Consider the following 26,581-nt stretch of genomic DNA (forward strand, 5'->3'; position numbering starts at 1 on the left):
TTGAAGGGAATATTATCTAGTAAAGAAAAAATTAATATATTAAAGCATAAGCTCCAGAAATCTGCCGAGCTTGGTATACCTATGGGCCAGAGACTTTTTCTATTTTTGATAGTTCTTGTGTTCACTATTATTCTTGGAGTTATTGGAATTCTTATGATAACAGGAACACTTACTGCTGGATTAGTAGAAAGTGAAGAACTTGTTGAAAATGAATTGATACATGCTTATAAAGAAATTAGACAACAATATGGTCAGTTTTCAACTCATGCTATAAATTTTTCAAGGGAATTATCTAGAAGTATTGAAAAAAAAGCAGATGATTTAGGCATATCTTTATCAAACTTACAAGAGCACCCTGAAGCTCTAGAAGAAATCATATCTAATGAGCTTGAACAAGCCTTGTTTTTTCTACAAATATCTAAGGGTAGCGGTGTATTCTTTATTCTAAATGCTACCGTCAATCCTAATCTTGACAATTCACATGATTCAAGAGCAGGATTATATATAAAGAATATGGAGCCTAACATAATTAATTCCTCTTCACCAACTATAATAGTATTACGTGGCTTTCCAAGTATTAGTCGAAACAATTTCCTTTCACTCCATGCTCAGTGGAAAATGGAATTCGACATTAGTAATGCTCCATATTATTATGAACCTATGGTTGAAGCTAATTTACATAAAGGGCTTCCTATGTCTAGGTTATATTACTGGAGTAGTTCATTTGTGTTTCCTAATACTAGCGAGGAAGTAATGCTTTGTTCTGTGCCTTTAATAGACTCAAAGGGTAATGTCTTTGGTGTAGGTGGACTTGAGGTAAGCTCTATGCTTTTTAAGCTAACCCACGCTCCAAATAACCGTGATTTTAAGCGCTTATTCTGTGTTCTGTCACCAGTAAAAAATGAATCCATAGACTTCGATAAGTCTTTGATTGCTGGTAGTTTTTCAGCTAGAGTAATATCAAGAAATGAAAGTATGCTTAGGATAGTTGAAAACAAGAATTCTTTTTATTCATATAAGCAGAATGAAGGTAACTCATATTGGGGAACCCATATGCCTATAAAATTATATCCAGAGGACTCTGTTTTTCATGATGAAAACTGGGTAGTTGCACTTATGATGCCAAATGAAGATATTGTAGCCTCTGTAGCTCAGCTTAATTTGATGCTATTCTCTTTATTAGTTTTGCTTTTTGTGCTGGGTATATTTGCTTCATTTTTCCTAAGCAAAAGATTTATTAAGCCCATTTCTGAGGGTTTGGACATCATAAAATCCTCACATCTAAGTGAGGCACCTAAAACTAAAATTCCCGAGATAGACGATATAATTGATTTCCTTTCTAATAATAGAGAATCAATTGAAAATACAGCTACTGAGGTTTTTTCATTTTCAATACTGGATGAATTTATAGAAAACACTAAGAAACTCTCTCCTGCAGAACGCTCTGTTTTTGACCTCTATGTAAAAGGTCACACAGCAAAAGAAATAGCCGAAATACTCTATATAAGTATAAACACAGTAAAGACTCATAGCAAACGTATTTATAGTAAGCTTAATGTCTCTTCAAGAGATGAACTTCTCTTATATATCAGTATGTTAAAGGAAGTAGGAAAGGAATTTGAATAGCGTAAGAGGCACACTACTCCACATTTAAAATTACTGCCCATAATATTCATTTTAATACATTAATTGGAATATTATGGGCGAAGTAAAAATGTAAACTATTTAATTGATATTAATACAATCTAAAACTAGTTCTATTATTAGCTTATCTATAATAATCGAAGTAGCTTAGGGCATCATTTCTAAAAATGTTCCAATTCTTGTTCCAATCTGTCCCATATCGCTTTGAGAATAATCCGTTTCTATACTTATATAGGGTTTATTCTTCTTTTCAGTTATAAATCTCTTTATGGAGTAGCTCTCAACATTATAAGTATGACATGCCTGAAGTATTACCTCCACAACCCCATCTATTTTATATTCATCAATTACTTTTGAGAGCAAATCTAGCCTATCCTGATTAGGCGACATTACTGAACAAGGTATACTCAAGTATTTTTCTGCTATTGCATCTATAGGATCTTTGCTTTCATCTACCTTTGTATATGTAGCCTTTACTCCGCCACAGTTTTCATAGCATACTACTACTCCACCATTATCCTCTATGGCTTTAATAACCTTTTCAGATGCTCCACCTATAGGGCAACCTGTTACTAATATCCTTGGTGCATTTTCAGATATAGTTCTCTTGCCTGATTCATATTCTTTTCTAATATTTGCTGTAAGCTCTCTTAGATTATTTATATTTTCTTTTATATCCATCTTAAACTGCGAACCATAAAGAACTTTCTGCATTTCTAATCCACTCATTGGTGGTGGACATAATTTGCCTAACTCATAAAACTCTTCTTTTGCTCTTCTTTCTTCGTTTACAACTTTTATTGCTTCTTTCAACTTTTCTGTGGTAATCTCTACTCCAAACTCACTCTCTATGCGTTCCTTTAGTTTTATCACTTCATTCTTCCATAGTCTTAGTGACTCTTCATCTTTATTATTCTGTGGAAGCTGCATTACATGAACATGCTTTATTTCACCAAGTAATTCATACATTTTTTTCTTTCCATCACAGGTAGTTTCTCCAACTATTAAATCTGAAAAATAAAAATAAGGACACTTATCAGTTATAGCAAACCCATAGCTCGATTTAATTAAAGGACAAAGATTTCTAGGCAAATCACGTTCCGCATCTTGTATAGGTTCTTCACTAGTGCCACAAAGACTTACAGATATAGCTCCTGCTGCTTCCATTATTTCCTTAGGAGTATAAGTACAAAATGTACCAACTATCTTTTTCCCCTGTTCTTTGTAGCCTTTTACTTTAATAAATCCTTCCTGTCTAGCTTCATCATATTCATTAAACAATTTAGGTAAATCGTGCATCCACTAAACCTCCTATATCTTCTCTATTATATTTGTTAGCTTCTAGCTTATTAGACCTGTATGACATAGCTACTTCCTTTATATTTGTTACTGATTTAACAACACACTAAAAATATAACACATTTATGTCAATTCTTATTATTGTAAATATCTATAATTAAATCTATATTTATAGGTATCTCTATGCGGGCATTAAAATAGCTGTTTAAAAAAACAGCTATTTTAAAATTATTCTATGGGTTTTTCATAACCACTTTTTCTTTCTCATAAAAATATATAAGCCAAAACTTACAACAATCATAATTCCAATAACTATTGGATAACCGTATTTCCATTGTAACTCAGGTATATTTGTGAAATTCATTCCATATATGCCTGTTATTACAGTTAATGGTGCAAAAAATGTAGCTATAATTGTTAATCGCTCACTTATTCTATTTCTCTCTGTAGATATTGTACTATCATATAGATATTGAAGATTGTTAATCCTCTCCGCTAAATCTGTTATAAAATCATATAGCTTATTTAAGCGTATATCTATATTCTTGAAGTATTTAATATACCCCGTTGCAATAAACTCATTTTCATTAACTACTATTTGATCTCCTATGTATAATAGAGGACGAAGGCTTCTTTTCATTGTATTGACTACTAAGCGGTAATGATTAATCCTTGCTAGCTTTTCTTGATTCGCCTCTTGTATAATCAAATGCTCTAATATTTGTATCTTACTTTCCATTTCTTCAAGTGTTGAAAACAGATCAGTCAATAGCCTATCAAATATTATATAATATGCTCTACTAAGTCTGCCTTCTATCTTATATGACTTTTCAAGCTTTTGAAATATACTTTCCATTATGTCTTTTCTGAGGACACTTTCCTGGTCTAATACCAATATAAGATAGTTTTCCCCAAAATATATATTAAGCTCTTCAAATACTAAATTTTCTTCTATTAAGTAAAAATAATTCAAGTTTATATAGTCATAATTATCGTAAATTTCCATTTTAACATAATCATCAAAATGGATACACTCTTCAATAGTTTCTGGGGCAAAGTCAAATATATTCTGAATTTCAAGTATTTCTTTTCCTGAGCATACTATGAAATAAATGTTGTCTTTATTATACCAATTCTCAGTAAGTTCCTGTTCCTCAATAACTTCATTAGTAAGATTGAATATATTCATATTATATCTCCTTATCTAGCTACTACATAAGGGACTTTCAGTGAATCCACAGTTTTGGAATAAATTTTTTCTTTTTTGCTATTATAAACCTTCTACTCTTTCAACTGACTCCATATAATGAGAAATAAGTACCTTTATATATCCATTAAACATTTTATTTACTTCTTCATTGCCTGTATCTACTAAGAGAGGTCGCCCTTTTAATGACATAAGTTTGTTTTTAGTCGCAATAACACGTATATTCTCTTTTCCTACTTTCCTTATAACCTCTGCACTAATTTGCTGATTTCCTCTTCCAAATATATAGCCTTGACCACCTATAACAGTAACTATTATTTTAGCCTTATTTCCTTCGATAATATCTAGGATTTGCTTTTCGTTCACATCAGATGCAACTAACTCTTTATTTTTTACAATATCTATTCCTAATAGGGTATTAGGTAGTCCTAGTCTTTCCATTATAGGTCTAGTAGATGTTCCAGAACCAATTATATAATATACATCAGGTTCCATATCCTCAACGATTTTTTCTGCAATGCCTTCTAGTGCATCTTCCTCAGAACCTATACCACTAGACTTACTTGTTTGAACTAGTTCAGGCTCTAGAGGTATTCTCATATATCCATATAACCTTGCAGTCACTATGCCTTCTCTAAATGCTTCTTCATCTATATCCATTACTTCTACTTCTTTAGTCTTCATGTCTTCATTTTGAAAATATTTTAAAACAATTTCCCCTGCTGCTTTAGGATGACTTGCATATACTGCTGAATGAATCTTAACTCCTGCTGGAATCCCAATAACAGGTACCTGTGTGCCTATTGCATTGTAGATGTTACGTGCTGTACCATCTCCTCCAGCAAAAAGTATTATATCTACTCCCTCAGCTAACATTTTTTTCGCTGCCTCTTCTGTATCTTCAGGCCCAAAACTATCTTTCTTTTCACTTAGAACTATTGGTTCAAATCCTAACTCTAGTGCTTCTTCTTCTCCCATACTACCAGGATAAGTGAATATCTCAAGCTTATCTTTAATTGGCAGCAAGGATTCTAAGGCTTTTTTTGCCTTGATTGGAGATTCAGGTATAGCTCCTAGACTGAGGGCCTTTTCTAATACTTCCTTACCGTCAGTACCCTTAAGTCCTACTCTTCCTCCCATTCCTGCAATGGGATTGACTATAAATCCTAGCTTCATAAAATTCACCTCTTTTAAATATTTTTCAAAACTTTTCTCTATTTTATTAACCTATACCTTTATTACAGTTTCATCATAACTCTTACAGAAACTTAACCTTAGTATATTATAGTACCTACAGTTTTTCAATCTGCCCCCTTCTTTTATTATGCCGTTTTTTGATGAAAATCCTATATGCCTAAGCCCATAAAAAATAAATTATTATAACTCTAAAAGTTATTATCATTTATCTTCTTAGTCCATGAGACATAGCTACTGAACCAATAACAAAAAGTCATCAGTAAAAATATAGATATAAAATTCAAATGACCTATTAGTCTACACTTCTATTTCATCTCTAAAAATAACACTCTCTGAAGGTAATATAATTATACCCTCAAAGAGTGCTTCTTATTTAAAGCTTTATTTTATATATTATTAGGCTGCAAACTGACTGTTATAAAGCTCTGCGTAAAAACCATTTTTAGCCATAAGTTCTTCATGACTTCCTTGTTCTATTATATCTCCATCTCTCATAACTAAAATTAAATCTGCATCTCTTATAGTCGAAAGCCTATGAGCTATAATAAATGATGTTCTTCCCTTCATTAAGTTTTCCATAGCTTTTTGTATCAATATTTCTGTTCTAGTATCTACAGAAGATGTAGCTTCATCTAATATGAGAATCCTAGGATCAGAGAGAATCGCTCTAGCTATTGTTAAAAGCTGCTTCTGTCCTTGAGAAATATTGTTAGCTTCCTCGTTAATAATCATATTATATCCTTCTGGCAAGGTATGAATAAACCTGTCTGCATGAGCAGATTTAGCAGCTTTTATTACTTCCTCATCTGTTGCATCTAATCTTCCGTATCTTATGTTATCCATTATACTACCTGAGAAAAGCCATGTGTCTTGAAGAACCATACCAAAATTATCTCTTAGATCTTCTCTTGTAAATTTACTGATATCATGACCATCTATTAAAATTCTTCCTTCATTCAATTCATAAAATCTCATTAATAGTTTAACTATGGTAGTCTTTCCTGCTCCAGTAGGTCCTACTATAGCAACCTTTTGCCCTGGCTTTATGTCTGCCGAGAAGTTATTTATTATTATTTTGTCCTTGGTATATCCAAACTTAATGTTTTCAAAAGTTACTCTTCCCTCTACATTTTCTAGTTTAACAGGAACTTCAGCTTCCTTAATTTCTTCCTCTTCTTCTAAAAACTCAAATACCCTCTCAGCCGCAGCAACTGTTGACTGAAGAACATTACTGATTTGAGCTACCTGTGTTATTGGTTGAGTAAAGCTTTTTATATATTGAATGAATGAAAGTATGTCTCCCACTTCTATAGTCTTCTTAATAGCATACCAGCCACCTAAGATTGAAACAACAACATATCCTAAATTCCCTATAAAGGTCATTATAGGCATCATCATACCAGAAAGAAACTGCGCCTTCCAAGCAGAATTGTAGAGTTCTCCATTTATCTTCTTAAACTCCTCTATTACCTCTTCTTCTGCATTAAAGGCCTTCATTATATTGTGTCCACTGTAGACTTCCTCTATATGACCATTAACTCGTCCAAGAGACTCCTGTTGAGTCTTGAAAAATTTCTGTGATCTTTTAACTACCCCTAAGACCAAAACCATTGAAATAGGCAATATTAAAATCGCAGCAAGAGTCATCTGCCAGCTTATAGAAATCATCATTATCAGAACTCCTACAAAAGTAACAGCAGAAGTTATTATCTGACTCATACTTTGATTTAAAGTCTGACTAATAGTATCTACATCATTTGTAACTCTTGATAATACATCTCCATGAGATACTGAATCAAAGTATTTAAGCGGAAGTCTATTTATCTTTTCAGTTATTTCCTTTCTTAGATTATATGATACCTTCTGTGAAACTCCAGCAACTATAACTCCTTGTATAAAGGAAAAGAGTGATGATGCTACATATAGTCCTATTAGGAGAAGAATTATATTTAATATATACTGAAAGTCAATTCCTCCACCAGTAGCTCCTGATACTTTAGATACTAGACCTTCAAATATTTTAGTTGTTGCTTTACCAAGAATTTTAGGTGCCCTAATGGTAAAGATTGTACTTCCTATGGCAAATAGCATTACTATAATTAGTTTTAGTCTATAGGGCTTAAGGTATCTGAGAAGCTTAGAGAAAGTTCCTTTAAAATCTTTAGGCTTCTCGCCTCCACCCATCATATGACCATGACCTCTTCCTTGTTGTGGTCTCTTTACATTGTTTGTGCTCATATGGCAAGTTCCTCCTCTGATAGTTGTGACAGAGCTATTTGCTTATATACGCTACAGTTCTTTAAAAGCTCCTTGTGTCTACCCATACCTACTATTTTTCCTTCATCTAGAACTATAATGTTTTCAGCATTCATTATAGTACTTATTCTCTGTGCAACTATTAGTACAGTTCTATCCTTTATTTCTTTACTTATAGCCTTCCTTAAAGCTGCATCTGTTTTAAAGTCAAGTGCTGAGAAGCTATCATCAAAAATAAGAAGTTCTGGTTCCTTAGCTAAGGCTCTAGCAATTGATAGTCTTTGTCTTTGACCACCTGATACATTGACTCCTCCCTGAGCTATTTCAGTTAAAATTCCCTTTTCTTTTTGGTCTATAAATTCTTTAGCTTGGGCTATTTCTATAGCCTTTAAAACACTTTCATCTGTAACATTAGCATTTTTACCATACTTTATATTGCTTTCTATAGTTCCTGTAAATAAAACTCCCTTCTGTGGTACATATCCTATTCTTTCTCTCAAGTCATGAAGCCTTATATCTCTTATATCTATTCCATCTAATAGTATTTGACCTTCTGTTACATCGTAAAATCTTGGAATCAAGTTAATAAGAGTAGACTTACCACTTCCTGTACTTCCGATAAATGCTGTAGTTTCTCCAGGTTTTGCAGTAAAAGTTATGTTTTCAAGAACATTTGCTTCAGCTCCTGGATATTTAAAACTAACATTCTTGAACTCCAATAATCCCTTAGCGTCCTTTCCAAATTCCTTAGGATTAATAGGCTCTTCTATTGAAAGCTCCTTGTTCAATATTTCTGATATCCTTCCAGCTGATACAGAAGCTCTTGGCAGTAATATTGATACTACTGATATCATAAGGAATGACATGATTATCTGCATTGCATACTGCATAAATGCCATCATATCTCCAACTTGTATTACTCCTTTGTCTATTTCATGAGCACCTATCCATACGATTAATAATGTAACTCCATTCATAATTAACATCATAGTTGGCATCATCATAGCCATTGTTCTAGATATAAATAGGTTGGTTTTAGTTAAATCTTTATTTGCATTGTCAAATTTCTTTTCTTCATATTTCTGAGTATTAAAAGCTCTGATTACCAGCATTCCAGTAAGAGATTCTCTCATTACTTGATTTATCTTGTCAACTAGCTTTTGTAGTTTTTTGAATCTAGGCATAGCTACTGCAAATAATACTATAATTAATGTAAGTATAGCAACAACTCCTACTGCAACTATCCATGCCATAGATGTATTTGTCCTTAGAGTTCTAATAACCCCACCTACCCCTAATATAGGTGCATAGAACACCATTCTCAACATCATTATCATAAACATCTGCACTTGTTGTATATCATTTGTAGTTCTAGTTATTAAAGATGCTGTTGAAAAATCATCAAATTCTCCATTTGAAAAGGCAGTTACTTTCTTGAAAACCTTAAATCTCAGGTTTCTTCCAAGTCCAGATGAAACCCTTGAAGATAAAAGCCCCACCAATATTGCTGCTAACATACTTAAAAGTGAAATAATTAGCATCACTCCGCCTATATAGAATATATAGTTATACTGAATCTTGCTAATATCTATCCCCATGTCTTCATATTGGGTTTTAATGTAGTTAATTGCAGACTGATTAATTATTGACTCAGGCAAACCTTCAAATTGCTTATTTATTTCAGTCATCATTACATCAAATTGCTCCTTTGGAGCGTTTTTTATTATCATGAAAAGATCTGTTCCTTCAGGTAAGTTAGCAAAATGACTACTTCCCATATCCTCTGCTGATACACCTTGTGGAACTCCTTTTTCAATACCTGCTACAGTTAGTAGTGCTTTACCGAAAAAGGAATTGATTTTTTCTATATCTTCTTTGTTTTTTGTATTTAACATATATACAGCTTCTTTTTCCAATGAAGGATACTTTTTAACAAAATCCTTGTGTTCTTTTTCTGTTAAACTATCCCCATTTGCATTTATTAACTTATAGCTACTGTCTACAAGATTTCTTTCTTCATCATTTAAAAATAATCTGATTTTTTCCATTTCTGTATCTTTAATTACCTTTGGTACTGCATTTTCTATTCCATTTTGCTGAATCCCTACATTAACTATATTTGACATATAGTCAGGAAGAGCAAGCTCTGTACTAGCTTGAAGGAAAAGTAATCCTATAATGATTAGTATCGATATAGTAAATGGCTTGAACTCTTTGAATAATTTAAGCATAGTGCCCTCCTTTTTTTGACAACAGAAAATCCTATTTTAATTTTTTTATATAACAGGACCTTCTGTCAGTAAATTTTTTTGTCAATGATTTTTTGCAAATTACTAAAATCTTTGATTTCGTGCAATTAGCTTTATAACGACTAACAAAATATTAGTTTTTCAATAAATGCTTTATTTTTTTGGATCTGAAATATCTCTTTTTTTAACCTTTGCCCTACAACAAAGTTATTCCTTATCATTTACTGCAGCTAGATTAGCCCTCATTTGCATAAATAGCCTTCTTAAAATTATTTTTTCCTCTACTGTAAAGTTTCCGAAGCACTCTTCCTCAAGCTTTTGGGTTATTTTTATTGCCTTATTACAGGTTTCTCTACCTTCATCTGTAATATATACCCTAGTAACTCTTTGGTCCTCAGTATCCTGGTATCGTCTTATTAAGTTTGCCTTCTCCATCCTCCTAAGCATTACTGTTACAGTAGAAGGTTTTACATCTAACTTAGTCGCTATCTCACTTTGACTTAAGCCATCCTCTTTATTCAGAACAAATAATAAGTGCGGCTGCCCTGGATATACTCCAATTTCGTCAAAAAGTACATGAGTGCGATAAAAATGAAGTTTAAGTATTTCTAAAAAAATATAATATAGAGAATCTTTATGAAAATATTCCATAATAACCTCCTAATTTAATTAGTCGACTAAACATATTTTAAATAATATCACTATAATAGATATTAGTCAATATTTCTCTAAAATATAATTACACCTTCATATTGTTATCAAAATAAGTTTTAGTTAGCCGACTAAATAAAATCTTGTATATGAATATACAAAAAAACTTTGTTTAAACTCGCTTAAAGAAAGCCTCTTTATATAAGGAACATAAAAATAGGACCTTACTATTGAGCATAAAAATAAAAAAGTTAATCTAGATAATTATCTAAATTAACTTTTTTGACTGCTTAATTAATGCTAATGTCTTCTTTTGTATTAAAATAATCCTTTTATTATAATAGTTAGCCCTAAAATTGCTAAGGGAACACCAAGAATTGCACCAATCACAGTTAAGCTTAATACTATACCTAAAATTATAAAAACAACACCTAAAATAATAGCTACTAATCTTCCAGTTATTTTTATAATGCCTTCCACTAGTTTGGCTAACGCAATGAAGGGAAGTAATAATATTTTCATCTGACCGCCTCCATATCTACTTAAAATATGCAAATTATTATGCAAATTATATAATACTACTCTATTTTTATTATAATTATACCATAATCAGGTACTCAAATTATTCTAGTTACAAACATTAAAAATACCTACAGAAGGCGTTTATTGATTCACCAGCTATAGGTATTTTTAATGTTCTCTAAAATTTATTTATTCTCTTTAAGATAATTAGTTATTTCATATTCGTTAAGTTTTTCTTGATACCATTCTTGATATGCTTGAGGAATTTTACTATCAAGGAGCATATCTTTTATCTTATCCTTGCTTTCTTCATAATTAGCTTCCTTGGCTTCTTTTTTATCTTCTACTTTAATTATATGGTATCCAAAATCAGACTTAACAGGCTCACTGATTGCATCTATTTCTAATGAAAAAGCTGCCTCTTCAAAGCTTGGAACCATTTGTCCTCTTCCAAAATAGCCTAAATCTCCACCAGATACTTTACTACCTTCATCTGTTGAATATTCCTTAGCTAATTCTGCAAAATCTTCACCAGTTGATAGCTTTTCCTTGATTTCTTTAGCTTCTTCTTCTGTCTCAACTAAGATGTGACTAGCTTTTACTTGCTCTTTTTGTTCAAATTCTTCCTTGTTTGCTTCAAAGTATTCCTGCATTTCTTCTTCTGAAATTGAAATACTAGGTTCAAGGAGTCTTTTAATCTGCGTATTAGTAGTAATATTCTTCTTTATATCATCTAATGAATATCCATAATACTGCATAGCTTGATTAAATACTTCTTCTCCACCATAATTAGATATTATTTCATCAATTTCTGCCTGAATCTCTTCTTCTGAAATGCTGATTTTTTGCTTCTCTGCTTCAATAGTTATAATTTTTTCTGAAATCAATGCATCTAATACTCGATCACCGTTTTCTGCAACTAAGTATTCATATAGCTCGTCCTTAGTAATGACATGGTCATTTATCTTAGCTACAATTTCTCCATCTGCTGCCTGCTTACTTTGACAACCTGTCATGCTGAAAACAAGCACTAACGAAACTACTAATAATATGCTCTTCCAGTTTTTTTTGCTTACCAATTTTTTAGTCATAATTACCTCCAAAGTTTAAATTTACAGAAAGGAATTTTTACAATACAAATTATTAAATTTCCCATCCATATAATATACTTATTTTATATCATAAAAACATTAAAAAGTCTTGCCTTATCTATTCTACAATAAAATTGTGAACTAATTGTGAAAAAACTATAAATTATTTATAATTTATAAATTATATACTGAGAAATCCTCATTTAGTTTTGGCTTAAGAATTCGCTATTTATATTAAGTTCTTTTTATAATTGAACTTTTACATTTGGGACAGGTTATTCTAATCTTGCCTTTCCCTTTAGGAACTCTAAGCTGTTGATTACATTGAGGACACCTATAAAAACGATGTGTCTTATGTTCCTTAAAACGTTTTAAAAGCGTATTTATCCTTGCTCTTATAGGACTTAACCATTGTAAAAATCTCATGTTTTCTTGATACCTTTTATCAATATTTCTTGACAAAATTCTCATGTACGATAGGGCTAAGACTAAAATTCCAAGTACATTGATAATATCTAAACCTGTAATTGAACTTATTATTAACAGTATCAATGTCAGTATTAACATAGCTTTTGATAGCTGATCTACGCCATATCGACCTATCATCATTCTTTGAAGCCAATTCATTCCATTTACTCCTCCTATAAGTCTATTATAAATGTCTTATATATTAAAATACTAATTATTATGTTATATTTTATCACATACTTTGTCAATTTGCTTGCAACTTAACAAAAGTCATATTTTCGATAATATAGCCATTAGATTGCCTATATATTATCTAAGTGTTTTTAGAACATTATACGGTGGGTTTAATATAATGATAGTAATTAATTTAATAAAACACTCTAAAAAATAATAGTTAGTAGATAAGCAAGTGAGAACCTTTGTCTACTAATGTTATTTGTGAAGATGAAAATAGAGTTTTAATAAAAAATAAAATTAGTATAGGATGGTAATATGGAAAAGATTGTTCTTAAATTCGGCGGAACCTCATTAAGGGATGAAAAATCAAGAGCTGCTCTACTTAATCATGTAAAAAAGTATAAAAATAATGGTTATCAAATCATTGTTGTTGTTTCAGCTATGGGTAGAGCAGGCGAGCCTTATGCTACTGACTCATTGATTAGTCTCTTAGCTAATATTAGTGAAGCTATGGATCCAAAGAAAAAAGACCTTATAATGTCCTGTGGAGAAATTATATCTAGTGCTGTCATTGCACATCTGTTTGATGTTAATGGCATACCAGCAGAAGCCCTTACAGGCTTTCAAGCAGGGATTTATACTAATAAAACTTTTAATGATAGTGATATTTTACACATTGATACATCCAAAATAACACGTTGCCTAGATGATGGAAAAGTAGTTGTTGTAGCTGGCTTTCAAGGTATAACAGAAGACATGGAAATAACTACCTTAGGTCGAGGCGGAAGTGATATTACAGCTGTTGCATTAGGTGGGTATTTGAATGCTAAGATAGTTGATATATTTACTGATGTTCCCGGTGTAGCAGTAATAGATCCTCATATAATTTCATATACAAGTTATCAGAAAAAAATTTCTTATTCAAATATGTATAAGCTGGCTTGTAATGGTACAAAAGTCATTCATCCAAGGGCAGTGTCTACAGCTGAAAAGTTTAATATACCTATTTGTGTACGCTCTACCTTTTGTGAAAATTCAGGAACACTTATCTTTAATTATGAAAATCAAAACGAAAGCATAATAGGGATTTCAATAGACAAAGACTATACATATAGTAAAATAGAAAAAACACAGGAAAATAATATAACTTTCCCTAACAATACTTCAATATTGCACAAAGATAAAGAAGATTTTATAAGCTTATATTATAGTAATAATAATTTCATAAAAAATATTGAAGAGAGTATGGCTACCATATACAAATATCCTGTCACTAAGATAATGATGCTTTACAACTCTAGACTTAGAGATACTATTAAAACTGACTTAGAAAATAGTTTTTCAGAAGTTAAATTATCTCCATTAGACATTTTCTGGTTTGATGATAATGTAACACTATTTGTACACAATAATGATATAAGTGTATTTGCTGAAGTTCTTTACAAGATTTATAATGGCTATAGTTCACATTTATCTAATATATAATTAGTTTATTATAGTTGTCCTCCTATTAAGGGTTCATCACTTAATCTAATATATAAATAAAAATAGGATTATTGGTATGAAATCAATCTGTGAATGACAATACCAATAATCCTATTTTTTTCTATTCAAACATCCCAAGTATAAATATACCTATCATAACAACAGCAATTACTGCATATTGCTTAAATGTTAACTTCTCCTTAAGGAAAATCCTTCCTAATATAACCGAAACTATACTATAAGACGCAATCATTGGTGCTACCACAACTGAGTTTGTATCTAGTGCATAAACATAGAAAAACTGTCCTGCTGTTTCAAATATTGCAGCCAATGCCTTATCCTTTTCTTTAAAAATCTCAAATTTTTGTTTTTTAATAGCCACAATATAAATTAGAGCTAGAATTCCACAGATAAGAAATGTTAATTCATATGAGATTAGAGCTTCTTCTGGACTCATAAGATTACTAAGGTAAACATCATCTAAAAAGGTTCCTAGTGCATCTATTACTGCATAGAGTATGGGGAATATAAGTGCTACTGCACCTAATTTGTATTTCCTATCTATAAATATTTTATTCTGCTTCGCTTCTTCCTCAGCTAACTTTCTTTGAATAATAGAAATTGCAATAAGACCAAGCGTTATCATTGACACTCCAACAAGCTGCATTGCATTCATTGTTTTGCCTAAAACTATAAAGGCGAGTATTCCTGCTATGGCTCCTGAAGTATTACTTACAGGTGAGTTAATGGAAACCTCAAGATATCTGAGTCCCACATATCCTAAAGCCATTGATAATATATACATGGAAGAAACGGGCAGATATTTTATAATGTTAAATACATCAAACTGCCAATCCATCTTGTTTAGTTCAAATACAGCTTGTATTCCCATAACCAAACCAACCATAATGACTATCCTTAGATGACTGTATCTATCCTTAGGGTCAGTACCCTTTTTATAAAAAAGATCAGCTGTTCCCCAAAAAAGTATTGTAAATACTGCGGCTATGTACCATGAAAAAATCATAATTTCCTCCTTGTTATAAATTTAGGTTTAGCAATATTATTTTAGAGGCATTCTTGCACATTGTCAACAAAAAAAGAATTATTACCATGAAATACATATCCTATTAAAGCACATCTCCTAAAATTCAGCATAAGATAAAATATAACCAAGAAAGGTGGGAGCAATATGAACAATTATTATAGTCCCTATCCATGCCCTTATTACAATAGTACACAAATGTATGCTTCTAATATATATAATCCTTACGGCATATATCCATACCCTAACTGGTCATACTTCCCCGTGTATAACCCTAACCTCTGGAATCACATTATAAACTTGAGAGATTATGGCCCAGAGCCTTTTGTAGTAAATATTGAAGAAGCTACTGAACAAAATACTAATTTCCGTCTAGCATTATGGACAGGTAAGCATTTACAGTTAACCTTAATGAGTATTGGTGTTGGAGAGGACATAGGTTTAGAAATGCATCCTAACGTTGATCAATTTATACGCATTGAAGAGGGTGAGGGTATTGTTAGAATGGGTGATAGAAGAGACAACTTAGACTTTCAAGCAAGGGTTTATGATGATTTCGTAATCATAATACCTGCTGGCAAATGGCACAATCTAATCAATACTGGTCGTAAACCAATAAAACTATATTCAATTTATGCACCACCAGAGCATCCACATGGAACAATCCATGAGACTAAAAAGGATGCTGAGGAGGACCATAACCATTAATGCTACAATAATACCTTTTATGAATTCTTTTGATTAGCCTTCTATACAGCTAGTTTTTATAGAAGGCTTTTTCAACCCTTTACTAGTATATCAAAATATATATCTTGAATAACTGTGCCCTTTATTCTAATTCTACTACTCCAGTATTTAATGCATAGTAGCGTCCCTTTTGCTTCATTAACTCGTCATGACTACCACGTTCTATAATTTCTCCATGCTCTAACACCATTATAGCATTAGAATCACGTACTGTAGATAGTCTGTGTGCAATGACAAAAGTAGTTCTCCCCTCCATTAATTTATCCATACCTTCTGAGATTAGTTTCTCTGTTCTTGTATCTATAGAAGATGTTGCCTCATCAAGTATGAGTATAGCTGGATTAGCAACTGCTGCTCTGGCTATAGAAAGTAGCTGACGTTCTCCTTGAGATAAGTTTTGACCATCTACTGTAAGCATTGTGTCATAGCCTTGTGGCAGATTTTTTATAAAGTAATGGGCATTAGCAAGCTTAGCTGCTTCTTTTATTTCCTCGTCAGTAGCATCAAGTCTACCATATCTAATATTATCTGCAATAGTTCCTTCAAATAGATGAACATCCTGAAGTACTACACTCATTGTACTTCTCAAATCATACTTCTTAATACGTTTTATATCTATTCCGTCGTAAAGTATAGTTCCATCATTTATCTCATAAAATCTATTAATTAAATTTGTAATAGTAGTTTTACCTGCACCAGTGGAGCCTACAAGTGCAATTTTTTGTCCAGGCTTTGCATAAAGGCTAATGTTCTTTAAAACTGTTTTTTCTGGTAAATAGCCGAAGTCTACATCTTTAAAGCTAATAAATCCTCTAAGCGGTACTTCCTCGTATTCACCGTTTTCCTTTGGAACTCTCCAAAACATCTTATTTTCTTTTTCATCCTTTACAAGCACAACATCTCCTTTGTCAACTTCCACACCTTCATCTAGTACATTAAATATTCTTTCAGCACCTGCTAAGGCTGCAAAAAGAGTATTTAATTGATTAGATACTTGTGTCATTGGTCTTGAGATTGTTCTTGTATATTGTAAGAATGATGCTATATTACCTATACTCATTCTTTTCGTTATTACTAGTAAAGCTCCCACCATGGATACTAAAGCATAAAGTACATAGGATAAGTTCCCCATAATAGGCATTATCATAGAACCATAAGTAGATGCCTGAGTACTAGCTATACGTAGGTCCTCATTTCTTCCTTTAAAATTTTCTATAGCTCGATTTTCGTAATTAAAAACTTTAACTACCTTTTGGCCTGACATCATCTCTTCTATATATCCATTCATATCTGCTAAAGCTGCCTGTTGAATTCTGAAATTCTTAGCTGATTTTTTACCAACATATTTCATAGAATATAGCATAACTATAAGCATAACTATCACTACTACTGTAAGTATTGGACTAAGGAGCAGCATCATAGCAAAGGTACCTATTACTGTTACTATTGATATTAAAATCTGTGATACACCTTGTTCCAGAGATTGGGTTAGCATATCAACATCATTAGTAAATGTAGACATCAGTTCCCCGTGGGAATGGGTATCAAAATATGAAATAGGTAGCTTTTCCATATGTGAAAACATATCTTCACGGATTTTATGAACAGTTCTTTGTGATAGTCTTACCATGTATAGGTTTCCTAAATATTGACCAAGGGCAATAAATACAACAATCCCGCCCATAATAATAAGATATCTTACAAATAGAGTCATATCATTTCCTTCAACCAATGTGTCAATAATAGGGCTTAACATACCATTAGCTGCTATCTCTGCAATTGAACCAAGAATAATAAAGAATATTCCTCCAAAAAATATTGCTTTGTTATATTTAAAGTAGCCAAATAGCCTAACTAAAGTCTTCATTGGATTATTGGGACGTAGCTGTCGATGGCCGTTTTGTTTTTTCATTCTCCGACCACTCCTTTCTGCTGTGATTCGTATATCTCCCTATAGATAGGTGATATTTTCAATAAAGTTTTATGGTCTCCGAATGATTCTATTTCCCCTTCATGCATTACAATTATTCTGTCAGCATGTTGAATAGAAGAAATTCTTTGAGCAATTATAATTGTAGTTACGTGACCTAACTCTTCTCTAAAAGCCTGCTGAATTTTTGCATCTGTAGTCATATCTACAGCACTTGTAGAGTCGTCAAGTATTATAATCTTAGGTGACTTTAGCAAAGCCCTAGCAATGGTAAGTCTCTGCTTCTGACCACCAGAGAAGTTGTCGCCGCCCTGTTCAACTCTATGGTCTAAGCCATCCTCATACTTTGAAACAAATTCCCAAGCCTGTGCTTGTTTAAGTACATTTATTATTTGCTCATCTGTAGCATCTTCACTTCCCCATTGCATATTTTCACGAATGGTGCCTGAGAACAATGTATTTTTCTGCAGAACAAATGCTACTTGATCACGAAGTGCTTTAATATCATATTTTCTAACGTCTATACCTCCAACAGTAATTGAGCCTTCTGTTACATCATATAACCTAGGTATCAACTGAACTAATGTAGATTTAGAAGAACCAGTAGAACCAATAACGCCAAGAATTTCACCAGATTTTACACTAAAGTTAATATGATTTAATACATTTTCTTTGCTTCCTGGATAGCGGAAACTAACATTATGGAAACTAATAGAACCATCTTCTAATTTCTCCACAGGCTGATCAATTTCCTTAATCTCTGATTCAGTATTAAATACCTCAGAAATTCTGCTTACTGAAGCTGAGCCTCTTAATAATTGCATGAAAAACATTGAAATCATCATAAGTGACACCAGAACTTGAGTAATATATGTTATGAAGGATATTAACTCTCCACCACCCATTGTTCCTACAGTCACCTGCTTTCCACCAAACCATAGTATTGCTATGATTGTAGAATATATTATTAAATTTAAAGCAGGCATAAGTAAAATGATTAGTGAAATTGCTTGAAGTGCTGTATTTCTCAAAAAGTCATTTCTAGCTTTAAATTTTTCTTCCTCATGTTTTTGTCTATTAAAAGACTTTACAACTCTTATGCCAGTTAAGTTTTCTTGTATGATACTATTTACTCTGTCTACACTAGTCTGTAATTTTAGAAATAGCGGTCTAGCTTTATACAATATTATACTAATAATTATACCTGTAATTGGTATTGCCACTAGAAATACTCTTGTCAATGACGGATTTATTGTTCTAGCCATAATAAGAGCAAATATCATCATAAAGGGAGCCCTTACAGCCATACGCAAACTCATCATAGTAACCTGACCTATAGTATTACAATCATTAGTTAATCTTGTTATAAGAGAAGATACTGAGAACTTATCAAGATTCGCAAAGGAAAACCCTTGAACTCTCTTAAAAGCCTCTTGTCTGATTTCAGCAGCAAATCCATATCCTGCTCTAGCTCCAGCAAAAGAGCTAAGTACACCAAAAGTCATGGCAAGTATCGCAGATATTATCATTATAATACCTATTTTCACTATATACTGAATATCCTGATTTACTATTCCAACATCTACTATTCGTGACATAAGATAAGGAATAATTATATCAGCTAAAACTTCTAGTATCATTAATATAGGGCTAAGAATTGCAAAGACTAAATATTTTTTCATAAATGGCAATAAATTTTTCAAATATATCTCTCCTACTCTATTATGTCATCTAAGTCATTATGAATATCCATATTTGTTAAATTATGATTTAACTTTGCTAAGACTTCATTAAGCTTTGACAACTCTTCTTGGCTAAAGCCTTTAAACATGTCCTGATATATTTTAACTACATAATCCCTATAGTCATCTATCATGGACTTTCCTAATTCTGTTACAACCAGTCTGTTATATCTCATATCTGATTCCAGAGGAACTTGTTCAATCATTTTAAGATTTATTAATCTTTTAACTGCACCACTCATGGCCCCTTCAGTAAACCTCATTATTTTTGCTAATTCTTTTTGACTTGCATCAGGTTTCTTATCAATAAGCATAGTTAAAAATAAAAGACCAAAGGTTAGTCCATATTCATCAACTTTATGTTGCAGTATCTGAGTTATCTTTTGATAAGTCTCTCGTAATTGCATTGCTACATCGGTTTCAATCATATTTTACCTCCATTACTTTAATGCTAAACTATTTCTACAATACTTTAATGCTAAACTATTATTTATATCTTGTCAATAAGTGTTTTAAAACTTCTTTATGGATAAAAAAATGGTTTTGTAAGAAGAGTTTTATAAGAAGTAATTGATAATGCTTTTATTAGTATCAGCAATTACAACTCTCTTATATAATGGCTTACATAATGAAACCCTGTTTATTTTATTGTAAATTAAGTTAGCCCCAGCTTATCTTACAATTAAGAATATAAAGAATTTATTATTTTCCTATGCTGTTGTATACATTCAATGCATCAGTAATATTATACTGTTCAGTATATTGGTTGCCTTTAGCACCAACTGTAATCAGAATATATTCTTTTTTATCCACTTTGGCAAGACTGGCGAGACATAGACCAGCCTTATCTGTAAACCCTGTTTTTCCCCCTAAAATTTCACCAGTCACAATACTTTGATCGTTGAGTTTGAGTTTTTCAAACATAGTACTATAAAAGGTTATCCCGTCAGGGTGTTTATTGGTAGGTTGTGTGGAATAACGGGATGACGTAAAAACATCACGATAAGTATCATTTTGCAATGCATAGCTTAGAAGAATAGCCAAATCTTCAACTGTTGTATAGTGATTTTTATCGTGAAGTCCAGTCGTATTTTTAAAATTAGTATTGGTCATACCTAGTTCTGCTGCTTTTTGATTCATCATTCTCACAAAAGCTTGCTCAGAACCAGCTACTTGATGTGCAAGCCCTATGCAAGATTCTGCGCCACTAGGAAGCAAAGCTCCGTATATTAGGTCAATGGCTCTTACTTTCTCACCTGGCTGGAATCCTGCCATTGATGCATTAGCTTCGTAGAGCCCCTGAAACATAGAATCGGTAAGTTCGATCTCTTCCTTCAAATCAGTCAAATTTTCTATTGCAATAATGGCTGTCATCATTTTTGTCAATGAAGCTGGATAAACCCTCCCTTCAATATTTTTTTGCATCAGAATAGTTTGATCTTTTAAACTTAGTAGAATTGCATTAGGACTATAAAGATTATCTGAAGATATAGAAACAGATATATCAGGTTCTGTGTCTAGCACAGGAATCTGTACTATATTATCACCATGCTTATTCTCAGACTTATGCTGGTTTTCAGGAGAAATGACAGATTTATAAACAAAAATAGCAATGACAACCACTATTGTTAATGTTATAAAACTGCGTAATCTTGTCTTTTTCCTTTTTAATTTTCGTGACATAGTTCGTGACATAATATAACATCTCCTTATTCTGTGATAATATTATTTAACCACAGATCAGGAACTTATGTTTGAATTCTAACTTACAAGTTTATTAAAACTTTCTTACTTTTTTCTAACGAAAAAGAGTTTGGAGTTTTGCCAAAATAAAAACCAACCTAGATAATGGTGTGCTGTCAATATCATTTGTTTATGTGACAATTAACATATCATTATCCAAATTGGTTGCTAATTTTATTTTATTTATATTTAAGTAAATTCTTCACTTTTGTAGATTCAATCTTTTTCTTTCTCCTACTTTCCATATACCAGTATATAGAAGACTTATAATTATAACAAACCAAAAAGTGATAAAGCGAAAAAGCACTGTTATAGCCAAGGCTTCATTTAACTGAATACCCATAACTATCAATAAGCTTGTCATAGTCGCTTCAAAGCTACCAATTCCACCAGGAAGTAATGGTATCATTCCTACCATATATGATATGAAAGTAACTTCTGTCAAAAAAATTGGTTCATAGTTAGTTGTAAATAAATGTACCAATAAAATCATTTTAATAGGAAATAGTATCCAAATGGTTAAAGACAAAAAGAATTGCTTATATAGTTCTCCCTTAATATTTTTTAAAAGCTCAATATTGAATAATAAAGTTATCATATATCCTTGTAAAGTGCTTGTCCACTTATGCTTAGGCACCCTATTTATGATTCTTTTCTCTAGCCATGATGTACATGTAAAAATCAAAACTAATATGCCTATAAAAGCCATGAGAAAAAAGTAGACCATAACTTTTACAACTATGGTCTCCAAAAGTTGGACTTTACCGGATATATGTACAAAGGCAAATAAGTTTATTAAAAAAAAGCTTGAAAAACTAACCATTTTTTGAATGGTTACCAATGTAGCTGCCTCTTGTCCTGTATAATTTAGCTCATTTTTTAATAGTAAGGCTCGTGTCACTTCTCCACCAATTTTAACACCAGGGGTAACACACTCAATAATCATACCTCTTGCATTGACATATAACATCTTAAAAAAATCATGTCTTCCTCCCATAATCTTGCCAATTCTACACCATTGATAATTAACTAGTAGCTGGCTTATTACTTGTAAGAATAGTAATGCTATAAAAGCTAAAGGAGACACATGTTTAACACTTATAATAAAACTACTAATATCAAACTTCCAGAACATCACTAATAAAAGAATGGAGAGCAGTATTATCCCCACTTTTTTCATGTTATATACTCCCCTCCAGATTTAATAAACAATGCAGTGCTTTCAATATTCCTCCAATTATGGACAGCCTTTCCACAGGAATTCTGAAGAATAGAACAGTCACTAAGGGAATAAAATTTCCTCAATGTTTTCTTTGGTAAACGTACTAAAATCTTTGCACCCATGCGACACTCTTTCTTTAAGTGGCAGAAAACCTGCTCCATTGGGCTTACTTGAACTGCCATATGGATTACGCTATAATCTTCTGGTGAAACATACTTTCCATCGCTATGAAGAACCTCTATGGAATCTGCATATCCTAAGTTCTTTATTAATTCTTTTGACCTGCATACGCAGCAAATATCATTATCAATTATTGTTACATGAGCTCCAGTGTATTCATGTATCAAAATTCCACTTATAGGACATTGACCTCCTCCAATACAGAGTATCCTGTCAGTTGGTTGAATATTAGCCAAAGCCACCTCATCTCTTACAAGATTTTTATAATATAATGATATAGTCCGGTAAATTGAGGCATTCCTTGCAGCTAATCCTTCTAGAATCTTGGTTATTCTGGGTATAAGCTTCTTAACCACATCAAACCACCCTTTACATAATTAAATGTGCAATTTGATTAATAAGTCCAGCAACTATAAAGGCACTAACAGTAGTGGAAAGACCAATAGCAACCGCAACTTTAGCATTAAATTCTTTAGAAAGAATACCAAATACAGATAAGCATGGTAGATACAATAATGCTACAGTTCCACCTACAAAAGCTTGTAATGCTGTCAATCCTTCAATAGCTAATAATGGGGCAACCGCCATCTCCCTACGGACAACCCCTAATATCAATGCAATAACTGCTTCCTTAGGTAGTCCAAGCCAGCCACTTACTAAAGGCTCTAGATATACAGCAATAAATGCTAATAAGCCTGTTTCTTTTAACACAGCTGCAATTACAATTGAAATTAACATTGGAACCTCAGCTTCTAATAAGAAATGCTTCATACGTATCTTAAGTTTTGTTAAATAAGCTTTTCCATTAGGCATTAATAAATTAGGAATCTCAATAACCATAGGATCTACATTACCTTTTAATACTCGTCCCAAAATAGAAGATACTGTTATCATAATAACTAAGGATAACAATATCATCAATACTAACAGTATTGGTGAAAATCCTGCAAATAAGCTAATGAGAGCACCAGTTTGTGAAATACATGGCACAGCAAAACACACAGAAGTAGCTATAATTAAACGCTCTTTTTTAGTTGTTGCCGTTCTTGAGCCAATAATAGCTGGTACAGCACAACCATATCCCATCAAAATAGTAATCATGCTACCACCTTGTATTCCCATCTTGCGCATTATGCTATCAAATAATACACTTAAGCGAGGTAAAAAACCAGAGTCTTCCAAAAATGAAAATACAATATAAAATAAAAGCACATATGGAAGAATCAGCGAAATAATCCATTCAAATCCTATTACAAAAATACCATACTCACCAATAAGAACATTCAATAAAATACCTTCTGGTATTATTGAAGCAAATATCATTTTGAAAAATGGAACTAATACTTTATTTACTAATGGCAACAATAAGGTTGCACGTAATGCTTTACCGCCTCCTACTATAGCACCTAAAGATAGTATAATTACTAATAAGGCTATGGGAATTCCTGGCCAAGGCTTTAGCATATTATTACCTAGTCTATCTAGGAAACTCAGTTTGCCGTCCGTTTTTTTCTAACTCGTGCAGTTATTTCTCTTGCCCTATCCCAAGCATCTATTTCTTTTCCGCTACATCCTGGACAAGATGAGCAATTAGTACAAGTATTCTTAGTTTGATTGTTTTCAGTTTGACTTAAAACTTTTTGCAATTCCTCTATTAATTCTTTAAGGCCTTCACCCTTTACAGCTACTGTAGGAATTACAGGGGCACCCAATTCTTGTGCTAGCAAAGCCACATTAATCTCTGAGCCATGTCTCTTAGCAACATCTACTAAATTCAATGCATATACAATAGGCACATTATATTGTTGAAGCTCAAGACCTAACTTTATATTTCTCTCCAAATTTGTAGCATCAAGAACACACAAAACAGCTACTGGATTACTGTTCATAAAGCGTACAGCAACAGCTTCAGCTTCTGATGTAGCCTCCATAGAATATGTACCAGGAACATCAATTAGAGTATAGACTTCATTCCCTAGTTTAATTGTCCCCTCTGTATAGCTTACTGTTGTTCCTGCAAAATTAGAGCTAACTACATGAACACCAGTCAAATTAGAAAAAAATACGCTTTTGCCAACATTTGGGTTGCCCATTAAAAGAATTTTATTTGGCTTTTCATAAACCTTTACATCTTCCTTCACTTCATGACAGCTAGACATACTATCTATCCCCTTACCATTATCTTTTCTGCTATGTCTTTACCAACAGCAATTTCACTAGATTCTACCATAAGTAGGACAGGACCTCCCATTCTATGGGTCATCTTCTTACGAACAATTGCATTTTTCACAATGCCTAAGCTTTTTAAAATACCAAGTTCTGGTGCACTTGTGATAACGTATTGAAAATCATCTTTAGCATAATAAATGCTATCCGCTGATTTTTTAGAATTCTTATTTTTTCTCTTTCCTATCACTTGACCTCTCCCCTTATCCTTTTAAATTACTATAATATGTTAATCTAAAAATAATTTTTAATTGTGAAGTTAGCTATGGCTAATTCATATATATTTTTTCACAAAGTTAATTGATTGTCAATATATTTTGAGAATAATTTTCATTATCTTTACATTGTATGTATTAGCTTAATAGAATATAACTATTCACACAAAAAATAAAAATCATGAGGTTGTCTTCTGCAGATATGCCGCTCAGTTCTGTTGCCATTCTATTAGTACTACAATACCTCTTAGATTGAATTTTTAGTAAACATAAAAACACAACGGATACCCCAAGTCCAACTAGAAGTCTGCCTATATATGCCATTGGTATATTAACAGCAAATGAAAATATTCCTGACCCAATAAAAGCGACTATACAGCCAGTTACAACCGTTTTCTTAGGTCCTAAATAGTCAGCTAGAATACCTGATGGGATTTGCATTATAGTATATGCATAAAAGTACATAGCACCTAAGTTTGCAATTTGAGTTGCATTCATTCCAAAAGCTTTTACGAGATCGTCAGTGATAACTCCAACCATTACAGTGAATTCAAAGTTCTTCAAAATAGCATCCCTTATCTCATCTCCTGTTTTCTGTAACTGGCCACCTAACATCTTTATATTCTTAATATCTGGCTGCAGAAGGAATACTATACTGTCACTGAATGTTGCATAAATAGCATCATTGAAGTAGGCTTTTAATATGTACGTAGTATATTTGAAAATTCTTTCTCTAATATCCTCAAGGTTATCATTTACGTTTTTATTTTCAAGCTTCAAATACTTCTCTTTGAAATTATCTATATCTACAACCATTACACAAATATCATTTGTAAAATCCCAGCCAAATATGTTTGACCTATTTTTTACCTCTTCTTCATATTTAATATTATTCATTATTAGGTCTAGTACAAATTCATTTTTATGCCTGTCTTCTATTTGCATACTTGATATCTTTTTCTGAACATCCAAGATAAGAGCTGTATTTGCATGAGTCAAAATATTATAATCATCACTTGAAAAATCAGTATCTTTTTTATTTAAGCAAATTATGTATCCGTAAATTTCTTTATTTAATCCAATTGTATAATATAGATGTGTTTCTAAAATATCTTTAAGCTCTAAGCTCATTATCTCTTTAGAAATGTCAACTGGGTTTTTTGAATAATATGCCTTTTGAAAATGAAGATCATAATATAATATATCCTTATTTAGCATTTCTGATAGAGTATTTACTATGGTCTGAGTATCTTCGTTGTTTATTACTAGATTTGTAAATGTCTTA

The 26,581-nt window shown here is 32.1% G+C and carries 23 protein-coding genes; 3 read left to right on the forward strand and 20 right to left on the reverse strand.

The annotated features are described in order from the left end of the window. Entirely contained in the window at positions 1-1,626 is a 1,626-nt protein-coding gene (locus DW1_RS13540; RefSeq protein WP_074351331.1) for a LuxR family transcriptional regulator, read from the forward strand. A gap of 165 nt (positions 1,627-1,791) precedes the next feature. On the opposite strand, the gene DW1_RS13545 is transcribed toward DW1_RS13540, so the two are convergent. The 9 genes from DW1_RS13545 to DW1_RS13585 form a co-directional block, all read right to left on the reverse strand. Then, a complete protein-coding gene (locus tag DW1_RS13545) occupies positions 1,792-2,943 on the reverse strand; it encodes a double-cubane-cluster-containing anaerobic reductase (RefSeq protein WP_074351333.1) in 1,152 nt (383 codons plus the stop codon). A gap of 244 nt (positions 2,944-3,187) precedes the next feature. After that, a complete protein-coding gene (locus tag DW1_RS13550; RefSeq protein WP_074351334.1) occupies positions 3,188-4,132 on the reverse strand; it encodes a magnesium transporter CorA family protein in 945 nt (314 codons plus the stop codon). Between the two features lie 81 nt (positions 4,133-4,213). Then, a complete protein-coding gene (locus DW1_RS13555; protein WP_074351336.1) occupies positions 4,214-5,326 on the reverse strand; it encodes an ATP-NAD kinase family protein in 1,113 nt (370 codons plus the stop codon). Positions 5,327-5,743: 417 nt separating this feature from the next. Then, on the reverse strand, positions 5,744-7,585 hold the full coding sequence (locus tag DW1_RS13560; protein ID WP_074351338.1) for an ABC transporter ATP-binding protein: 1,842 nt from the start codon (positions 7,583-7,585) through the stop codon (positions 5,744-5,746). Continuing rightward, on the reverse strand, positions 7,582-9,834 hold the full coding sequence (locus DW1_RS13565; protein ID WP_074351339.1) for an ABC transporter ATP-binding protein: 2,253 nt from the start codon (positions 9,832-9,834) through the stop codon (positions 7,582-7,584). Before DW1_RS13565 ends, DW1_RS13560 begins: the two co-directional genes overlap by 4 nt. Positions 9,835-10,059: 225 nt before the next feature. Further along, positions 10,060-10,503, reverse strand: a complete 444-nt coding sequence (locus DW1_RS13570) for a MarR family winged helix-turn-helix transcriptional regulator (protein ID WP_074351341.1) — start codon at positions 10,501-10,503, stop codon at positions 10,060-10,062. Positions 10,504-10,821: 318 nt separating this feature from the next. Continuing rightward, positions 10,822-11,025: a hypothetical protein gene (locus DW1_RS13575; protein WP_074351342.1), complete on the reverse strand. Its 204-nt coding sequence runs from the start codon at positions 11,023-11,025 to the stop codon at positions 10,822-10,824. A gap of 185 nt (positions 11,026-11,210) precedes the next feature. Beyond that, positions 11,211-12,116 (reverse strand): peptidylprolyl isomerase, encoded by a 906-nt coding sequence (locus DW1_RS13580; protein WP_074351344.1) that lies wholly within the window; start codon positions 12,114-12,116, stop codon positions 11,211-11,213. 234 nt (positions 12,117-12,350) lie between these two features. After that, positions 12,351-12,743, reverse strand: coding sequence for a hypothetical protein (locus DW1_RS13585; RefSeq protein WP_074351345.1), 393 nt, complete (start codon positions 12,741-12,743; stop codon positions 12,351-12,353). Between the two features lie 333 nt (positions 12,744-13,076). On the opposite strand from DW1_RS13585, the gene DW1_RS13590 reads away from it, so the two are divergent. Continuing rightward, entirely contained in the window at positions 13,077-14,246 is a 1,170-nt protein-coding gene (locus DW1_RS13590) for an amino acid kinase family protein (protein ID WP_074351347.1), read from the forward strand. A gap of 121 nt (positions 14,247-14,367) precedes the next feature. Here DW1_RS13590 and DW1_RS13595 read toward each other — a convergent pair whose 3' ends face one another. Then, complete coding sequence (locus DW1_RS13595) at positions 14,368-15,273, reverse strand: DMT family transporter (RefSeq protein ID WP_074351349.1); 906 nt, start codon at positions 15,271-15,273, stop codon at positions 14,368-14,370. A gap of 165 nt (positions 15,274-15,438) precedes the next feature. Here DW1_RS13595 and DW1_RS13600 point away from each other — a divergent pair, with 165 nt between their 5' ends. Next, positions 15,439-15,999 carry a cupin domain-containing protein gene (locus DW1_RS13600; protein WP_074351350.1) on the forward strand — a complete coding sequence of 187 codons (561 nt, stop codon included), beginning with the start codon at positions 15,439-15,441 and terminating at the stop codon, positions 15,997-15,999. Between the two features lie 121 nt (positions 16,000-16,120). Here the strand turns inward: DW1_RS13600 and DW1_RS13605 are convergent, their stop codons facing one another. The 10 genes from DW1_RS13605 to DW1_RS15960 form a co-directional block, all read right to left on the reverse strand. Further along, on the reverse strand, positions 16,121-17,950 hold the full coding sequence (locus DW1_RS13605; RefSeq protein ID WP_074351352.1) for an ABC transporter ATP-binding protein: 1,830 nt from the start codon (positions 17,948-17,950) through the stop codon (positions 16,121-16,123). Beyond that, positions 17,947-19,671: an ABC transporter ATP-binding protein gene (locus DW1_RS13610; protein WP_242942502.1), complete on the reverse strand. Its 1,725-nt coding sequence runs from the start codon at positions 19,669-19,671 to the stop codon at positions 17,947-17,949. The genes DW1_RS13605 and DW1_RS13610 overlap by 4 nt, the downstream gene beginning before the upstream one ends. Before the next feature lie 11 nt (positions 19,672-19,682). Continuing rightward, positions 19,683-20,138 (reverse strand): MarR family winged helix-turn-helix transcriptional regulator, encoded by a 456-nt coding sequence (locus tag DW1_RS13615; RefSeq protein ID WP_074351353.1) that lies wholly within the window; start codon positions 20,136-20,138, stop codon positions 19,683-19,685. Between the two features lie 274 nt (positions 20,139-20,412). Next, positions 20,413-21,393, reverse strand: a complete 981-nt coding sequence (locus DW1_RS13620) for a D-alanyl-D-alanine carboxypeptidase family protein (RefSeq protein ID WP_074351438.1) — start codon at positions 21,391-21,393, stop codon at positions 20,413-20,415. 262 nt (positions 21,394-21,655) lie between these two features. Beyond that, positions 21,656-22,633, reverse strand: a complete 978-nt coding sequence (locus tag DW1_RS13625) for a lysylphosphatidylglycerol synthase transmembrane domain-containing protein (RefSeq protein ID WP_074351355.1) — start codon at positions 22,631-22,633, stop codon at positions 21,656-21,658. Next, positions 22,630-23,211 (reverse strand): class I SAM-dependent methyltransferase, encoded by a 582-nt coding sequence (locus DW1_RS13630; protein ID WP_074351357.1) that lies wholly within the window; start codon positions 23,209-23,211, stop codon positions 22,630-22,632. Before DW1_RS13630 ends, DW1_RS13625 begins: the two co-directional genes overlap by 4 nt. 13 nt (positions 23,212-23,224) lie before the next feature. Further along, the gene (locus DW1_RS13635) at positions 23,225-24,319 is read right to left on the reverse strand and encodes a nucleoside recognition domain-containing protein (protein WP_074351359.1); all 1,095 of its coding nucleotides are present in this window, start codon (positions 24,317-24,319) and stop codon (positions 23,225-23,227) included. 26 nt (positions 24,320-24,345) lie between these two features. Beyond that, the gene (locus DW1_RS13640; protein ID WP_074351361.1) at positions 24,346-25,014 is read right to left on the reverse strand and encodes a FeoB small GTPase domain-containing protein; all 669 of its coding nucleotides are present in this window, start codon (positions 25,012-25,014) and stop codon (positions 24,346-24,348) included. Between the two features lie 5 nt (positions 25,015-25,019). Then, entirely contained in the window at positions 25,020-25,271 is a 252-nt protein-coding gene (locus DW1_RS13645; protein ID WP_083605683.1) for a FeoA family protein, read from the reverse strand. Positions 25,272-25,434: 163 nt separating this feature from the next. Beyond that, positions 25,435-26,514, reverse strand: a complete 1,080-nt coding sequence (locus DW1_RS15960; protein WP_347499853.1) for an MFS transporter — start codon at positions 26,512-26,514, stop codon at positions 25,435-25,437. Positions 26,515-26,581: the final 67 nt, after the last annotated feature.

The sequence above is a fragment of the Proteiniborus sp. DW1 genome (assembly GCF_900095305.1).
GTDB lineage: Bacteria > Bacillota > Clostridia > Tissierellales > Proteiniboraceae > Proteiniborus.

Excerpts from the sequence above, each read along its gene's own strand:
- DW1_RS13545 (WP_074351333.1), bottom strand. The coding sequence starts at position 2,943 with ATGCACGATTTACCTAAATTGTTTAATGAATATGATGAAGCTAGACAG.
- DW1_RS13550 (WP_074351334.1), bottom strand. The coding sequence starts at position 4,132 with ATGAATATATTCAATCTTACTAATGAAGTTATTGAGGAACAGGAACTT.
- DW1_RS13555 (WP_074351336.1), bottom strand. The coding sequence starts at position 5,326 with ATGAAGCTAGGATTTATAGTCAATCCCATTGCAGGAATGGGAGGAAGA.
- DW1_RS13560 (WP_074351338.1), bottom strand. The coding sequence starts at position 7,585 with ATGAGCACAAACAATGTAAAGAGACCACAACAAGGAAGAGGTCATGGT.
- DW1_RS13565 (WP_074351339.1), bottom strand. The coding sequence starts at position 9,834 with ATGCTTAAATTATTCAAAGAGTTCAAGCCATTTACTATATCGATACTA.
- DW1_RS13570 (WP_074351341.1), bottom strand. The coding sequence starts at position 10,503 with ATGGAATATTTTCATAAAGATTCTCTATATTATATTTTTTTAGAAATA.
- DW1_RS13575 (WP_074351342.1), bottom strand. The coding sequence starts at position 11,025 with ATGAAAATATTATTACTTCCCTTCATTGCGTTAGCCAAACTAGTGGAA.
- DW1_RS13580 (WP_074351344.1), bottom strand. The coding sequence starts at position 12,116 with ATGACTAAAAAATTGGTAAGCAAAAAAAACTGGAAGAGCATATTATTA.
- DW1_RS13585 (WP_074351345.1), bottom strand. The coding sequence starts at position 12,743 with ATGAATTGGCTTCAAAGAATGATGATAGGTCGATATGGCGTAGATCAG.
- DW1_RS13590 (WP_074351347.1), top strand. The coding sequence starts at position 13,077 with ATGGAAAAGATTGTTCTTAAATTCGGCGGAACCTCATTAAGGGATGAA.
- DW1_RS13595 (WP_074351349.1), bottom strand. The coding sequence starts at position 15,273 with ATGATTTTTTCATGGTACATAGCCGCAGTATTTACAATACTTTTTTGG.
- DW1_RS13600 (WP_074351350.1), top strand. The coding sequence starts at position 15,439 with ATGAACAATTATTATAGTCCCTATCCATGCCCTTATTACAATAGTACA.
- DW1_RS13605 (WP_074351352.1), bottom strand. The coding sequence starts at position 17,950 with ATGAAAAAACAAAACGGCCATCGACAGCTACGTCCCAATAATCCAATG.
- DW1_RS13615 (WP_074351353.1), bottom strand. The coding sequence starts at position 20,138 with ATGATTGAAACCGATGTAGCAATGCAATTACGAGAGACTTATCAAAAG.
- DW1_RS13620 (WP_074351438.1), bottom strand. The coding sequence starts at position 21,393 with ATGTCACGAAAATTAAAAAGGAAAAAGACAAGATTACGCAGTTTTATA.
- DW1_RS13625 (WP_074351355.1), bottom strand. The coding sequence starts at position 22,633 with ATGAAAAAAGTGGGGATAATACTGCTCTCCATTCTTTTATTAGTGATG.
- DW1_RS13635 (WP_074351359.1), bottom strand. The coding sequence starts at position 24,319 with ATGCTAAAGCCTTGGCCAGGAATTCCCATAGCCTTATTAGTAATTATA.
- DW1_RS13640 (WP_074351361.1), bottom strand. The coding sequence starts at position 25,014 with ATGTCTAGCTGTCATGAAGTGAAGGAAGATGTAAAGGTTTATGAAAAG.
- DW1_RS15960 (WP_347499853.1), bottom strand. The coding sequence starts at position 26,514 with ATGCTAAATAAGGATATATTATATTATGATCTTCATTTTCAAAAGGCA.